Source organism: Gardnerella sp. DNF01141, from assembly GCF_049244255.1.
Lineage (GTDB): Bacteria > Actinomycetota > Actinomycetes > Actinomycetales > Bifidobacteriaceae > Bifidobacterium > Bifidobacterium vaginale_E.
This window is the reverse complement of the sequence record NZ_CP058391.1, coordinates 394,809-409,880: the sequence shown is the minus strand read 5'-3', so window position 1 is coordinate 409,880 and position 15,072 is coordinate 394,809. Positions and strand designations below refer to the sequence as shown.

Here is a 15,072-nt window from a genome sequence, read left to right as displayed (position 1 = left end):
GACGCTATAGTCCTAGGGTATGAACGACAACGATCAACAGTATGCAACAGCTGACAATAAAGCTACTATTGCTGAGCCAGCTTTTCGTTACAACGCGCAGCTCGCACAAGATATTGAGCAGCGCTGGCAAAAAACCTGGGACGAGCAGGGCACGTTCTGGGCTGCTAATGTTAAGGGCAATTTGAAGGATGGCGAAGGCAGGAATGCTGACGGTCGTCCTTCTTTCTTTGCAATGGACATGTTCCCGTATCCTTCCGGTAAAGGCTTGCACGTTGGGCATCCTCTTGGATACTTGGCAACGGATGTTGTAAGCCGCTACCACCGCATGAAGGGTGAGAATGTTCTTCACGCAATGGGTTACGACGCTTTTGGTTTGCCGGCTGAACAGTATGCTGTGCAAACTGGTCAGCATCCGCGCATTACTACCGAGGCAAATATTGCCAATATGCGCAGGCAGCTGCATCGCATGGGCTTGAGCTTTGATGATCGTAGGTCTTTTGCAACGATTGACACGAATTATGTGCGTTGGACGCAATGGATTTTCTCCAAGCTTTATGACGCTTGGTACGACCCTGATTTTGTTCGCAAAGACGGCGGAAAGGGTTCTGCTCGACCAATCTGCGAGCTCGTTGACGAGTTTAAGAGCGGTAAGCGTGAAATCCCAGGATTTGCAGGCAAAAAGTGGGAAGAGCTTAACAAGGTAGAACAAGCGGACGTTTTGAACGACTTCCGTATTGCTTATATTTCTAAATCTCCTGTAAATTGGTGCCCAGGTTTGGGAACTGTGCTTGCAAACGAGGAAGTTACTGCAGAAGGTAAGTCTGAGCGCGGAAACTTCCCAGTATTCCAGCGCAACCTTCGCCAATGGTCCATGCGAATTACAGCTTACGGACACCGCTTGGTAGAAGATTTGAACACTATTGATTGGCCAGAAAAAGTTAAGCTTATGCAGCGAAACTGGATTGGTGAATCTCACGGCGCGTCCGTGCACTTTGAAGTGCCATGTGCGGACGGCGAAACACGCGATTTGGAAGTGTACACTACTCGTCCAGACACGCTTTTTGGCACAACTTTTGCGGTTGTTTCCGTAGATCATCCAATTCTTAAACATATTCCAGAAGCTTGGGAAGCTAGCGTTCCAGAAAGCTGGAAGGGTGGCTACGCAAGTCTTAAAGAAGGCTTGGCAGAGTATCAAGCTCAAGCTCGCGCAAAAACAGCTAAAGATCGCACAGAAGACGCAGGCGCAAAAACAGGCTTGTTCACTGGTCTTTACGCAATTAATCCTGTAACTGGAGCAAAACTTCCGCTCTTTACTGCCGACTACGTGCTTATGGATTACGGCACCGGAGCAATTATGGCAGTTCCTGGCGGAGATCAGCGCGATTACGATTTTGCAAAAGCCTTCGGTTTACCGGTAATCTACACGGTTGAGCCTCTGCCTGGTTCTGACGAAAAGTTGGCAGATTACGAAGGTAAAGCTCCGTTCGTGTCACACGACGGAATTGTTATTAATTCTGCAGTAGAGCATACGCACAAGCTTGGTGACGCTTTGTCTATTAACGGTTTGCGCGTGGATGAAGCTATTAAAAAGGTGACGACCTGGCTTGAAGCTGCAGGCGTAGGAAAAGGTAGGGTTTCTTACCGACTTCGCGACTGGCTGTTTTCTCGCCAGCGCTACTGGGGTGAGCCATTCCCAATCGTTTACGACGAGGATGGTGTAGCTCACTTAGTTCCAGATAGCGAGCTTCCGATTGCTTTGCCGGACGTTCCAGACTATCAGCCAAAAACTTACGCTCCAGACGACGCAAATTCGGAGCCTGAAGCGCCTTTGAGCAGAAACGATGATTGGGTAAAAGTTCAGATTGATCTTGGAGACGGTGTAAAAACCTACTACCGCGACACCAACACTATGCCGAACTGGGCTGGTTCCTGCTGGTACTACATGCGCTACTTGGATCCAAATGACGCTGAGCACATGGTTGACAGCGACGAATATGACTACTGGATGGGTACGAAACGTCCAGGCAAAGAGCATGTATCTGGCGGCGTTGACCTTTATGTTGGTGGTGTAGAGCATGCAGTTTTGCACTTGCTTTACTCCAGGTTCTGGCATAAAGCGCTTTATGATTTGGGTTACGTGGATTCTGCAGAACCATTCCACCGCCTGTTTAACCAGGGCATGATTCAAGCTTATGCGTACACGGATGAGCGCGGACAGTATGTTCCAGCAGACGAAGTTGAAGAAGTCGCATCAAACGGCGCTGGTGAACCAACGTTTACTTGGCATGGCGAAAGTGTGAACCGTGAGTTCGGTAAAATGGGCAAGAGCTTAAAGAATATTGTGACTCCGGACTACATGTACGAAAACTACGGTGCAGATACGTTCCGCTTGTACGAAATGAGCATGGGTCCGCTTTCTGAGTCTCGCCCTTGGAACACGCGTAACGTTGTTGGTGGCATGCGCTTCCTTCAGCGCTTGTGGCGTAACGTTGTGAACGAAGAAACCGGCGCTTGCGTAGTAACAGAAGATGCACTCGATGAGAAAACGCTTAAGCTTCTTAACAATACAATTGCAGAAGTGACTGTGGAAATGGAAGCAATGCGTCCAAATACTGCAATCGCTAAGCTGATTGTGTTGAACAACCACTTGACTTCGCTTCCTCACGTGCCACGAGCAGCTGTTGAGCCACTAATTCTTATGCTGGCTCCAATTGCGCCGCATATTTGCGAAGAAATGTGGAGCAAGCTTGGGCATGATAAGTCTATTGCTCACGCAGATTGGCCTGTTGCGGATTCTCGCTACGTTGGTGAGGATACTGTTACTGCCGTTGTGCAAATTAAGGGCAAGGTTCGAGCAAAGCTTGAAGTTGATCCAAATATTGACGCTTCTGAGCTTGAAAAGCTCGCTTTGGAAGCTGTAGCTGATCGCTTGGGTGGTAAGGCTCCGCGCAAGGTGATTGTGAAGGCTCCGAAGATTGTGTCTATTGTGCCTGACGAGAGGTAAGATTCGGCTTAATTAATGCTGTATTGCGCGACGGCCTGCTTTCGCGCTTTACAGCATTTTTTGTTATTCTTGGGTTTCGTCTATGAGTTTTGTAACTGATTTAGTTTTTTGGTTTTGACGAGGCTGGAAAATTTGTGTTTGCGTGCGTCCCGTCCTTCGGGCGCTCTGGTTGCTAAAGACGCTTATTGTGTTCGCCTATATTTAAAGAATGTAGCTTCTCAGTCCTCTTTTAGCACTGAACACAATTTTTCCAGCCTCTCAACACATTAAACCGCAACACAAAACTCATAGACTAGTTAAGTTTGTTACGCAAGTGCGTGGTTTACTAAGTGCAACTAAAGTCACACAATTAAGCTGCGGGGTAGTTTGTGGTTTTTGTGTTTAGTGTGGTGTCAGCAGAGCTTTAATTTTAGTGTTCTTTGAACAGTAGAGAATGTTAAAGGTTTTAACCACAGGGGATGATTTTTGTTGCGAAGTGTTATAAGTTTCCCAATAGTTAAGTTAAGAACTTTAAGATTTGGGGGATTTAATGGAAGACTTTGGGCAAAATTCTGGTCGGCATTATTCTAATAATTTGCCTATTGATAGGCCTGGTATTGACTTGCCTAGGCGGCGTATTGCATCTTCTTTAGAAGAATTTTCTAAACGAAGTTTTGACGACGACTTTAGCGAAAATATGCGCGAAAGTATGCGCGAAAGTAAGCGCGAAAATTATTTTGACTCTTTTAACTCTTTTGACGAAACTATTAGAAACATAAAATCTTCTCCGCGTTTTCATATGAAGCCAGTCCATACTTTGGCAATTATGTTCGTGCTTGTCGTTGCATTGTGTGCGAGTCTTACCATGCTTATTTCGCAGTCGTTAACGTATCAGCGTGTGCAAAATAGTAAGTCTGAATCATTGCAAAAAATAGAAGATAATGCGGATTATTCAAAGCGTTCTTTTGACGATTTAGAAGATAGTAATTCTAAGAAAAATAACGAAAATGGTGAATCTGACTACGGTATCGAAAGTAGTGAAAGTAGCGAAAGTATCGAAAGTAGAGAAAGTATCGAAAGTAGCGAAAGTGGCGAAAGTGGCGAAAGTAGCGAAAGATCTGAAAACGGTCGAAACAGTCAAAGCGGAAAAAGTAGGAAAAGTAGAAAAAGCAAATCTGTTTCTAATAAGAGTGATACTTTTCGCATAAATATTAACACTGCAACAGTGGATCAACTGCAAAGCTTAAAAGGAATCGGCCCAAAAACAGCTGCGCGCATTATTGCTCATAGAAAACGAGTTGGCGGTTTTAACAGTTTGGAAGATTTGCTGCAAATAAAGGGCATTGGTCCTAAAACTTTGAATAAATTCCGCGGAAATGTTGAAGTTAAATAGGTGAATTATGCGAGAAAAAGTAGAAAACGTTTCTGGAAGTCGAGATTTTAGAATGATTCCTGTTGCTGCAGCTTACTGGGCTGGATGCCTAATAGGAAAATGGTTGAGCCAAATGCGAGTAATCCACGCAGGAATAGTTGCAATAATAGGATTTTTCTTCGCTTTTTTAGTAGCATTTTTTCTGCGTCGTAAATGCAATGATTGGAGCAGAACTATTCAAACAGTAGCGTACGTTTCTTTAGCAGCATGCATGATTTCATACCTTGGCCAATGCGTGCTTTCAAAAGACGTTATTATGCAAGAAATACGTGCAGAAAACCTTACTAAAATTCATTATTCTAACTATAAATCTACTTTGAATACTCATATTGCGGAGGCGGAAGTTAGAGTGTTGACTCCTTTTAGAGCTTCGAAAAGTTTTAATGGAGATTGTCAAGCTAATGTGCGCGTCTACAAATTTGCAAACACTCAAAGTTACGTTAATGCCAGGTTTTACGCATACAATCCAGTTTGCAGGAATATTAGTTACGGTATGAGGATTCGAGTTCCTGTTAGCTTAAAATCTTCGCGTTTTGACAATAAGCCTGAATTGCATGTGCAAAAAACTCAGCAAAATGTGCAAATTATACAAGGCGCAAACTTTTGGCAAAACTCTGCTAACAATTTGTGGAAATCATTTTATAACGTAACAAATAACCTTGATACTCAAGGAAGAATGTTGGTTCCGGGAATAACTATTGGAATGTTGGGGCAAGAGTATGTGCCAACGGAAGCAACAAATTCGCTAAATCCAATAGACGCAACTTATTCAACTATGACTCGTCAGCATTTTCAGCATGCTGGAATTATGCACGTTATGGCTGTTTCAGGAGGCCACTTTTTGCTACTTAGCATGATTATTTACAGATGCTGCTCATATTTACTACTTCCGCGTTGGGCTACTTCTTCAATACAAATTGCGTTGCAGATTTCTTTAGCCGCAATAGTTTACCCTTCAGCATCTGTACTTAGGGCGCTGATTATGGGAATAATATCCGCGGTTGCGTGGTGCTGCAAGCGCCCATACCAGTCGGCAAGCGCGCTAAGTTGGACTGTTATTGGAGTGTTACTAGTAAACCCTTCGTACGCTTGGGACTATGCTTTTGCGCTTTCTTCTGCAGCAACTTTGGGAATTGTTGTTATGGGAGTGCCGTTGTCGAAAACATTTTCGCAATATGTGCCGCATTTTATCGCTTCTGCGCTCGCAATAACTTTGTCTGCACAATTGTGGACGATGCCAGTGCAAATTCTTATGCAGCCGGAAGTTTCTTTTATGTCTGTGCCGGCGAATCTAATAATTGCGCCTTTTATGGATTGGGCAACAGTATTCGGCTTAATTTCGCTTGCTTGCGCGAGTTTTAATGCTGGGGCATCGCTTGTTTTTGCGAGAGTTTCATCAATTGGAACAAGTTTTATGGAAAAGTGCGCGTATTGGTGTGATGAAGCATCTTTTGGCGTGTTTCCTTGGATGAAGGGTGCTGCTGGAGCGTGGATGATGGCATGTGCAGAAGTTGTAATATTTGCTGTTTTTATGCTTGTTTTTCGCAGTTTTCACAATCGTTACTACGTTCAGCGCATAAGCATAATCGGGCAATTATGGGCATCTTCTGTAAAGCGAACCATAAGTGAAGCCGCGCAAATCTTCGAGTAGTTAAATATGTACGCATATTCTAGAGGAATATTATGATGGTTAAAGTTAGTTTGTTTAAGGAGCATTATGGCAGCAAGTAATAATCGCGCACAACGTATTATGCCGGTGACTCTTGTAGTTGGCGGGGATGATTACTTAAATAATCTTAATGCTAGAACTTTGCGAGAAAAAATACAGAAGAATGCTCCGGATGCTGAAATTATTGAGCTTGACGTTTCATCCGCAGATAAGTACGCGTTTGACGAAGCTGTTGGCCCTTCGCTTTTTGGCGACGGCACAATCGTTACTATTAACGATTTGCAAAATGCGGATGAGTCTTTAGTAGAAGCGATTGAAAAATTCTGCAAACAAGCTCAAAATAACGAAAATAATTTTGTAGAATCTTCTGCAAGCTGGGTTATTGCTCGTCATGAAGGCGGTCTTAAAGGAAAATCTATTGTTATTCGTCTTACAAAAGCTGGTGCTCAAATAATCACAGTGCCGGATCTTAAAAAAGACGATGCAAAACTCAACTTTGTTATGAGCATATTTGATCGTTACAATCGAAGCGTTGAGCCGCAAGCTGCGCAACGACTTGTGGCGGTTTTGGGTGGAAAAACAGGCGAGCTTGCAGCATTGTGCTCGCAATTATGCTTCGACTATGACGATAATCCAATAACTCTTAATATTGTTGACCGCTATCTTATTGCAGATCCGCAAGTTACCGGCTTTTTTGTGGCAGATAAAGCTGTTACAGGTCACTTAGGCTCTGCGGTGCTTTCTGCAAGAACTGCAGTTGCGCAAGGAGTTGACCCTATAGCGTTAATCGGCGCTTTGGCTTCAAAAGTTCGTTTAATTGCGCTTGCAATGGCAGTTCGTAACGGCACGATTTCTAGTGCGGAAGCGAAAGCAAATCCGTGGGCGTTTAAAATGGCAATGCGTCAGCTTGCAGGCTGGAGTAGTGCTGGAGTTTCTAAAAGTTTACAAGCTTTAGCTTGGGCGGATGAGCAGTGCAAAGGCGGATCTAGCGACGCGAATTATGCGCTTGAAAAATGCATTATGATAATTTCGTCTAAAGGAAATTAAAAATCGTAAATTACAAATATTATGTGAAAGATTGTGTTAAGTATGAAAGAAGAAACGGTGTTAGAACAGCAAAAAGTTCGTACTGTGCCTACGGATACTAATATGCGCGAGCTTGGTAAATCTGTGGCAAAACTGGTTAAAGAAGGAGACGTTTTGCTGCTTTCTGGTCCTCTTGGGGCTGGTAAAACAACGTTCGCTCAAGGTTTTGGCGCGGGTCTTTCAATTAGTGAGCCGATTGTGTCTCCAACTTTTACGATTGCGCGTGAATTGCACGGCACTTTTGCGGATGGTAAGCCTGCAACTTTAATTCACGTTGACGCTTACCGTTTGGGTGGTGAGAATTTTGCCCCGGGCCAAGATACTGTTTCGCGTTTGCTTGACGAGCTTGAATCTTTGGGTCTTGACGAAGCTTTGGAAGAGCCAGGAGACGGCACTGTTGTGCTTATGGAGTGGGGTGAGCAAATGGCTGGAGTGCTGGCATCTGAGCGCTTAGAAGTTCATATTGCAAGGCCTATTGATTCTTCGCAAGTTGACGACTTTACTAGTGATGGTGAGCGAATCGTAACTTTGAAAGCTGTTGGCAAGGATTGGCTTAATCGACTTGCAAAATTGTAATTAAGAAATACACGGAAAATATAGCAGAAAATATTACAACAAATATCGCAATAAATAAAGCAAGTTGTGGTAAGCGAGTAAGCTAGTCAGGTACATGACTTCGAGGAATAAACATGAGTAATACGCTGATTATTGACACATCATTTGGTTCTACTGTTGGAATTGTGGGCCATGAGCCAATCGTTGAAACCGACTCTCGCACTCACGTGGAGCGTTTGCAAGTAAATATTGCGAAAGTTGTGGAAAATGCGGGGCTTAAGCCTTCGGATATTAATCGTGTGGTTGTTGGAGTAGGTCCTGCTCCTTTTACTGGTCTTCGCGCGGGATTAGTTGCTGCGAAAGCAATCGCGTTTGCAAATAATGCCCAAATTTTGGGGTGCGATAGTCTTCTTCCTCAAAGTCTTATGATGCGCTCTGGTGCATTTAAAGAAGCTGTAAAAAATGGCAGTATAGAAAAGAATTTGCTGCTAAATCTTCCGGATTCTGCTGATTCTTGCGATTCTAATATTCGTAACTATGTGCTTTCGCTAAACGATGCGCGCCGTCGCCAAGTGTACATGTCTTTGTACGACGATGAAGGAAATACGTTAATCGATATGGATATTGACTATCCGCAGAATGTTGTGTCTCGTGTGAATGAGTATTTAGCTAGCGTAAATGACGAAAATTATTGCGTGGATGTGCTCGGACACGGTGCTAAAAAGTATGCTGAAGATTGGCGAAATATTGCTCGCGTTGGCGTTATTGCCGAAGTTTCTGCACTTGATTTGGGTGTGAAAGGCTTGCAGATTTTCGAACAGTGCTCTTTGGAATGTGCAAATAAAGATGAGCACGTAAAAGCTGTTGAACCGCTGTATTTGCGCCGTCCGGACGTTTCCGTTCCAAATCCGCTTAAGCACGTACTTGGATCTGGCGAAGCAAATAGAGCTAAAGAAAAATAGAAGCGTTGTAACGATTTGAGTAATTATGATTGTTGATATAACGCGTTCTAAATTTCCAGCAGTAGCCGAAGGTTGCAATATAGTGTCGAAATGCGATTTTACTTGCGATGAGTTAGCGCAAAAAATAGCGCCAATTGAAGCCGATTTGTTTGGAAAAGGCTCATGGAATGAGAGCATGATTTCGCAAGAATTGCAAGCTCCTATGCGCGCGTATTATGCTCAAATCGACGAAAATACGCATACGTTATGCGGGTATGCTGGCTACTGGTTTGACGGCGATGACGCACAAATCATGACAATTGGCGTTGCAAAGCAATATCAACGAAAAGGAGTAGCCTCTAAGCTTTTATTAACCATGATTAAAACCGCAAAACAAATTGGCGCTAAACGCATGCTTCTGGAAGTGAGAGTTGACAATGTTCCTGCGCTCGCACTGTATAATCGCTTTGGTTTTGCGAAAATGGGTTTGCGAAAAAGATACTATCAGCCGGAAGGTGTTGATGCGTACACAATGTGCGCTGATCTAACCACAAAAAATAACGGAACTGAGGAATAACGAGGAATAGCAATGAGCGAAGCAATCGTATTAGGAATTGAATCGACTTGCGACGAAACAGCCGCAGCTATTGTGCGCGGACGTACGCTGGTGTCAAATGTGGTGGCATCTTCAATGCAGGAGCACGCGCGTTACGGTGGTGTAATTCCAGAAATTGCTTCCCGCGCTCACGCTGAAGCTTTTGTGCCGGTTGTTTCTAAAGCTTTGGCAGACGCAAACATGGATTTAAGCGATGTTGACGCGATTGCAGTAAGTGCAGGCCCTGGTCTAGCAGGCTGCTTAGCTGTGGGAGTTTCTGGAGCTAAAGCCTTGGCTTGGGCTGCAAATAAGCCAATTTATGGCATTAACCACGTAATCGGGCATATTGCAGTAACGCAATTGCAATTCGGTGACGTGCCGGAAGATGTGTTGGCTTTAATTGTTTCCGGCGGCCACACTTCGCTTCTTCACGTGAATGATATTGCTAGAAGCATTGACGTTGTTGGCACAACTTTGGACGATGCTGCAGGCGAGTGCTTTGACAAGGTTGCGCGACTTCTTGGATTCCCATACCCGGGCGGTCCTCATATTGATAGGCATGGCAGGCTTGGCAATCCGGATACTTTGAAAGTGCCGCAAGGTTTGACGCAAGGTCGTTCCGGCAAGGAGCATCCATACGATTTCAGTTTCTCGGGTGTAAAAACTGCTGTTGCGCGCTGGGTGGAGGCACGTGAGGCTCAGGGTCTTGAAATTCCAGTTGATGACGTGTGTGCTTCTTTGGCTAATTCTGTGGCGGATGTGCTTTCACGCAAAGCTATGATGGGCTGCGAGCAGTACGGTTCTAAAACGCTTATGATTGGCGGTGGATTCTCCGCTAACTCGCAGCTTCGTGAGCATTTGCTGGCTTGCGGCAAGGAGCATGGAATTGAAGTGCGTTTGCCGGAATTGAAGCTTTGTACGGATAACGGTGCGATGGTTGCAATGCTTGGCGTAAATTTGGTGGAAGCAGGGGTTCGCCCTTCAGCGCCTGACTTTGCTATTGATTCTGCTATGCCGCTTACAACGGTGAGTTTATAATAGTAGAAATAATGAAAGTCGCGCTAAAAAGTCGCTCTAAAAAGTCGCTCTAAAATAAGTGAGGTGTTTTGTGCAGTCAGTTAATTCGCGTAGTGGTGTGTTGCGAGTAGGTGAAAAGATTCAGTTCACCGATCGTAAAGGTAAGCGAATTACTGCACAACTTGTTTCAGGCGGGGTTACGCAAACTGAGCATGGTCTTATTTGTCACGATGACGTGATTGGTCAAAGCGAAGGCGTTGTAATTACTACTGTTAGTGCGAAGCGTGAAGCTCAACAAACTATTGCTGATCCTTCTAAATCGTCCAACAAACCTTGGAAAGCAGCGCGCGCTATTGGTGGCTGGGATTACGTAGTCATGCGACCGCGCATGGTTGACTACGTGCTTTCTATGCCTAGAGGCGCGCAAATTATGTATCCTAAAGATATTGCGCAAGTAATCGCTTTAGGAGATATTCGCTCCGGTATGCGCGTTTTGGAGTCGGGCGCTGGATCTGGCGCTATGAGCTTAAGCCTTTTGGACGCAGTTGGGGAGAGTGGAAAGCTGACTACTATTGAGCTTCGACCGGATTTTGCGCGTATTGCCGAGTCCAACGCAACTTTGTACTACGGTAAGCGTCCAGAATGGTGGAATTTACTTACTGGCGATTTTGATTCTGTTGCAAAAACTTTAGACGCTCACAGCGTGGATCGAATTATGCTAGACATGCTTGACCCTTGGAATCGACTTGAACAAGCGCATCGCGTTATTGTGCCTGGTGGCGTGCTTATTGCGTACGTTACGACTACTACGCAAATGTCTCGAATGGCTGAAGCTTTGAGAGAAAGCGGCGTGTGGACTGAGCCGGAGATTCAGGAAACATTGGAGCGCACTTGGAAAGCGCAAGGTTTGGCTGTTAGGCCGGATCACGCGATGATTGGACACACTGGATTTTTGATTGTTTCGCGCGCAATGGCTGAAGGTTTTAGCGCTTTGAAAAAACGTGAGCATGGTACTAAAGATACTGTGAGCGATATTGACGATATGACAGCCGAAGAGCGCGCTGAGCAGTTGGAAGACTTGTCTTTGCGCGATATTTCGGATCGTAAACTTCGTAAAGTATTGCGCGATTTAGACGTGCAGCTTGCGCAATTGCCGCAAGATTTGCAAGCTTTACAATCGCAAGTAACTGTGCAATCGCAAGAAATAGAGCATAGTCAAGCTAAGTAGGAGATCATTATGGCATCACCAATGAAAAAGCTTATGAAGAAAGCACATCATAGTAAGTATGTTTTGTTGCTGATGCGTCACGCTAAAGCTGAGGCGCCTGAAATGGGTGATGACTGGGGTCGTGGCCTTACCGATAAGGGTTTGAAGCAGGCGAAAATTATGGCAAAAGGCTTGGAGTCTTTGAAGCTTGTGCCGGATTATATTGTGTGTTCTAGTGCGAATCGCACTGAGCAAACTTTGAAGCGAATGTTGAAGCGTTTTGGCGATGCGCCTGTGGTTGAGTCGCGCAAAAGTCTTTACGATGGTGGTATGCAGTCGGTTATGGACGAGTTGCAGGCGGTTCGAGGTGATGTTCATACGACGATGATTGTGGGTCATGAGCCGACGATGTCTATGGCTGCGCAGTGGCTTTCTTCGCCTGATTCGGATCCGGATGTGCTTGGGGCGATGCGTTTGGGGCTTGCTAATGCGTCGATTGTGGTGCTTGCTTCCGATCGACCGTTTGCAACTTGCGGCTTGCGAGGCGCCACGGCTCTCGCAATCCTAACCCCCAAATCCTTCGCCTAGCTTTGCAGTATTGCTTTTGTGAACAGTGATTTTGTGGCTTTGCAGTATTGCTCTGCGGACGGTGATTACTTGTTGCTTAGCAAACACTAGCGTCATTGCTGCTGCACACATCGCACCAACCACTCCTACCTACCGCGCACCCACCCATAGCTTAATTTCGTTACTTTAGTGTATGAATATTCGTGTGGTGAGATTTGAGATTTTTCGCACTGAGCGAGGCGAACGTCAGAGCCGTAGGCTGCTGATTCGTCGAGCGAAGAAGAAAAATCGAAAAATCTCTGCGATGTGCATGGTTATTAACGAATTAGCATGCAGAGTTTGGGGGATTTCTTTACGAGCACTAAAAGAGGACTGAGAAGCTACATTCTTTAAGAAAGGCGAACACGCTAAACTCTTTTAACAGCCAGAGCGCCCGAAGGACGGGACGTGCGAGGAAAGAAATCCCCCAAACTCGCACCACATTAAACAAGGTGGCGCGCTAGTAATTCCCATTGCTCACAACTGGTTAGTTCATACGAAATTAAGCATATAAATTAAGCTTATAACGACACCCCAAGTTCTTTAATGACCACAGTCGCGCATTTCTTTGCTAGGCTAAAGCGAGTCGAAAGAAACAAATGTAAATGTGAGTCGAAAAGAAATTTTTTGGAGGATGTATGTCTACGGTTTTAACTTCGGTGTCTGGTTTTCCACGTATTGGTGCTGATCGTGAGTTGAAGAAGATTATTGAATGCTACTGGAAGCAGGATGCTTCTTTGGATGATGTGCGTGATGTTGCTCAGTCTTTGCGTGCTAAGCATTGGCGTTTGCAGGCGGAAGCTGGAATTGATTTAATTCCAAGTAATGATTTTAGCTACTATGATCAAATGCTCGATACTGCTATTTTGCTGGGTGCTGTGCCGGAGCGTTATCGTAAATTGAATTTTGAGCATGCTGAGGATACGCTTTTTGCTATTGCGCGTGGATACCAGGGTGAGCGCGGCGATGTGACGGCGTTGCCGATGAAGAAGTGGTTTACTACTAACTACCATTATATTGTGCCGGAAGTTGAGAATCCGCAAGACTTGCGTTTGGCTGGAACTAAGCCTTTTGACGAGTTTTTGGAGGCTCGCGCGCAGGGCTTGGAAACGAAGCCTGTGTTGATTGGTCCTTATACTTTTTTGAAGTTGGCTCGTACTCCTGAGGCTCAGGAGTTGGAAGTAACTGAGTCTGTGATTTCGGCTCTGGCTAACGCTTATGCGAGTATTGTTAAGCGTTTTGGCGAGCTTCGCGCAACTTGGCTGCAGTTTGATGAGCCTTATTTGGCGCTTGATAAAGAAGATGGCGATTTGGAGCTTTTTGAAGCTTTGTATAAGCCTTTGCTTGATGCTAGAAGTGGGGAAGTTAAGATTCTTCTTAACACTTATTTTGGAAATATTGCTGACGCTTACGAAACTGTGAATAATCTTGGTTTTGACGGCGTTGGTGTTGATTTGGTGGAAGGCAAGGATGAAAATCTTGCTGCCATTGAGCGTTATGGTGTGAACAATAATACTACGCTTTTTGCAGGCGTTGTGAACGGCCGTAATATTTGGCGTAACGATTATGCTGTGAGCCTTGGGCTTATTGACGCTTTGCGTGAGAATGTTACGGATCGCGTGGCTGTTTCTTCTGCTTGCTCGCTTCTTCACGTGCCTTTTAGCACTGTTGGTGAGGATGCTTTGGGCGCGGATGTTTTGCGGCATTTTGCTTTTGCTGTTGAAAAGTTGAAGGAGATTCGCGATATTGCAAATCTTGCTGCAGAAAGTGACGAAAGCCGCAAATCAAGTAACGTTTTGGCTAAAAATCAGGCTTTGTTCGACGGTTCGCGCGTGAAGGCGGATGCTGCTGTTGCTAATCGTCTTTCAAATCTTAAAGATTCTGATTTTGTGCGACTGCCGGAAAGGGCTGAGCGCCAGCGTTTGCAAAAGGAAGCTCTTGGCTTGCCGGATTTGCCAACTACTACTATTGGATCCTTCCCGCAAACTAAAGATATTCGTAACGCTCGTGCCGCTCTTCGTAAGGGTGAGATTTCGCGCGAAGCTTACGACGAGTTTATGCGCGATCGCATTGCCAAGTGCATTGAGCATCAGGAGCAGATTGGCTTGGATGTGCTTGTTCACGGCGAGTTTGAGCGCAACGACATGGTTGAATATTTCGGCCAGCATTTGCGCGGCTTTAAGTTTACGAAGAACGCTTGGGTGCAGTCTTATGGTACGCGCTGCGTGAAGCCTCCAATCGTTTGGTCGGATGTTTCTCGCGAGTCTGCGATTACTGTGGCTTGGAGCGCTTACGCTCAAAGCTGCACTAAGCATATTGTTAAGGGCATGCTTACTGGCCCTGTGACGATTCTTAACTGGTCTTGGCCTCGCGAGGATATTACTCACGAGCAGCAGACTCAGCAGTTGGCTCTTGCTATTCGCGATGAAGTGTTGGATTTGGAGCGCGCTGGTATTCGCGTGATTCAGATTGATGAGGCTGCTTTGCGCGAAAAGTTGCCGCTTCGCCGCTCTGATTGGCATAAGAAGTATTTGGATTGGGCGATTGCTGCTTTCCGCTTGGTTCATTCTGCAGTTACTGCGACTACGCAAATTCACACGCATATGTGCTATTCGGAGTTTAATGACATTATTCGCGACATTGATGCTATGGATGCGGATGTGATTTCTTTCGAGGCTTCTCGCGGCGACTTGGTTGTGCTTGACGCTATTCATGACGCGCATTTTGAAACTGAGGCTGGCCCTGGCGTTTACGACATTCATTCTCCGCGCGTTCCTGGTAAGGCTGAGCTTGTGGAGCGTATTCACGAGATTTTGCGCAAGATGCCTGCTGAGAAGCTTTGGATTAACCCGGATTGCGGTCTTAAAACGCGTGGCGACGCTGAAACTTGGCCAAGCTTGGAGAATCTTGTTGCTGCAGCTAAAGAGGTTAGGGAAGAATTGCAAGATAACAAGCTAATCGATCAGCCGAGCAGGGGGTGA

Annotated in this window: 11 protein-coding genes; all 11 read left to right on the top strand. The window is 45.3% G+C overall.

The features are described 5' to 3' along the window. The first annotated feature begins 19 nt into the window (after nucleotides 1-19). The 11 genes from leuS to metE all read left to right on the top strand — a co-directional run bounded on the left by leuS (nucleotide 20) and on the right by metE (nucleotide 15,072). Entirely contained in the window at nucleotides 20-3,004 is a 2,985-nt protein-coding gene (gene leuS / locus HXT35_RS01510; RefSeq protein ID WP_004127067.1) for a leucine--tRNA ligase, read from the top strand. Between the two features lie 529 nt (nucleotides 3,005-3,533). After that, a complete protein-coding gene (locus HXT35_RS01505; RefSeq protein WP_004127069.1) occupies nucleotides 3,534-4,376 on the top strand; it encodes a ComEA family DNA-binding protein in 843 nt (280 codons plus the stop codon). Nucleotides 4,377-4,383: 7 nt separating this feature from the next. Beyond that, the gene (locus HXT35_RS01500; protein WP_421788217.1) at nucleotides 4,384-6,066 is read left to right on the top strand and encodes a ComEC/Rec2 family competence protein; all 1,683 of its coding nucleotides are present in this window, start codon (nucleotides 4,384-4,386) and stop codon (nucleotides 6,064-6,066) included. Nucleotides 6,067-6,132: 66 nt separating this feature from the next. Then, nucleotides 6,133-7,131 (top strand): DNA polymerase III subunit delta, encoded by a 999-nt coding sequence (gene holA / locus HXT35_RS01495; protein ID WP_004127075.1) that lies wholly within the window; start codon nucleotides 6,133-6,135, stop codon nucleotides 7,129-7,131. Nucleotides 7,132-7,173: 42 nt separating this feature from the next. After that, the gene (tsaE, locus tag HXT35_RS01490; protein WP_004127080.1) at nucleotides 7,174-7,746 is read left to right on the top strand and encodes a tRNA (adenosine(37)-N6)-threonylcarbamoyltransferase complex ATPase subunit type 1 TsaE; all 573 of its coding nucleotides are present in this window, start codon (nucleotides 7,174-7,176) and stop codon (nucleotides 7,744-7,746) included. A 113-nt stretch (nucleotides 7,747-7,859) separates the two neighbouring features. Next, nucleotides 7,860-8,687, top strand: coding sequence for a tRNA (adenosine(37)-N6)-threonylcarbamoyltransferase complex dimerization subunit type 1 TsaB (gene tsaB, locus HXT35_RS01485; RefSeq protein ID WP_004127102.1), 828 nt, complete (start codon nucleotides 7,860-7,862; stop codon nucleotides 8,685-8,687). Nucleotides 8,688-8,712: 25 nt separating this feature from the next. Then, on the top strand, nucleotides 8,713-9,243 hold the full coding sequence (rimI, locus tag HXT35_RS01480; protein ID WP_004127104.1) for a ribosomal protein S18-alanine N-acetyltransferase: 531 nt from the start codon (nucleotides 8,713-8,715) through the stop codon (nucleotides 9,241-9,243). 12 nt (nucleotides 9,244-9,255) lie between these two features. Next, nucleotides 9,256-10,299 (top strand): tRNA (adenosine(37)-N6)-threonylcarbamoyltransferase complex transferase subunit TsaD, encoded by a 1,044-nt coding sequence (gene tsaD / locus HXT35_RS01475; protein WP_004127109.1) that lies wholly within the window; start codon nucleotides 9,256-9,258, stop codon nucleotides 10,297-10,299. 70 nt (nucleotides 10,300-10,369) lie between these two features. After that, nucleotides 10,370-11,506, top strand: coding sequence for a tRNA (adenine-N1)-methyltransferase (locus HXT35_RS01470; protein ID WP_004127111.1), 1,137 nt, complete (start codon nucleotides 10,370-10,372; stop codon nucleotides 11,504-11,506). A gap of 9 nt (nucleotides 11,507-11,515) precedes the next feature. Continuing rightward, a complete protein-coding gene (locus HXT35_RS01465) occupies nucleotides 11,516-12,073 on the top strand; it encodes a SixA phosphatase family protein (RefSeq protein ID WP_004127113.1) in 558 nt (185 codons plus the stop codon). A 656-nt stretch (nucleotides 12,074-12,729) separates the two neighbouring features. Further along, entirely contained in the window at nucleotides 12,730-15,072 is a 2,343-nt protein-coding gene (gene metE, locus HXT35_RS01460) for a 5-methyltetrahydropteroyltriglutamate--homocysteine S-methyltransferase (protein WP_421788215.1), read from the top strand.

Excerpts from the sequence above, each read along its gene's own strand:
- leuS (WP_004127067.1), top strand. The coding sequence starts at position 20 with ATGAACGACAACGATCAACAGTATGCAACAGCTGACAATAAAGCTACT.
- HXT35_RS01505 (WP_004127069.1), top strand. The coding sequence starts at position 3,534 with ATGGAAGACTTTGGGCAAAATTCTGGTCGGCATTATTCTAATAATTTG.
- HXT35_RS01500 (WP_421788217.1), top strand. The coding sequence starts at position 4,384 with ATGCGAGAAAAAGTAGAAAACGTTTCTGGAAGTCGAGATTTTAGAATG.
- holA (WP_004127075.1), top strand. The coding sequence starts at position 6,133 with ATGGCAGCAAGTAATAATCGCGCACAACGTATTATGCCGGTGACTCTT.
- tsaE (WP_004127080.1), top strand. The coding sequence starts at position 7,174 with ATGAAAGAAGAAACGGTGTTAGAACAGCAAAAAGTTCGTACTGTGCCT.
- tsaB (WP_004127102.1), top strand. The coding sequence starts at position 7,860 with ATGAGTAATACGCTGATTATTGACACATCATTTGGTTCTACTGTTGGA.
- rimI (WP_004127104.1), top strand. The coding sequence starts at position 8,713 with ATGATTGTTGATATAACGCGTTCTAAATTTCCAGCAGTAGCCGAAGGT.
- tsaD (WP_004127109.1), top strand. The coding sequence starts at position 9,256 with ATGAGCGAAGCAATCGTATTAGGAATTGAATCGACTTGCGACGAAACA.
- HXT35_RS01465 (WP_004127113.1), top strand. The coding sequence starts at position 11,516 with ATGGCATCACCAATGAAAAAGCTTATGAAGAAAGCACATCATAGTAAG.
- metE (WP_421788215.1), top strand. The coding sequence starts at position 12,730 with ATGTCTACGGTTTTAACTTCGGTGTCTGGTTTTCCACGTATTGGTGCT.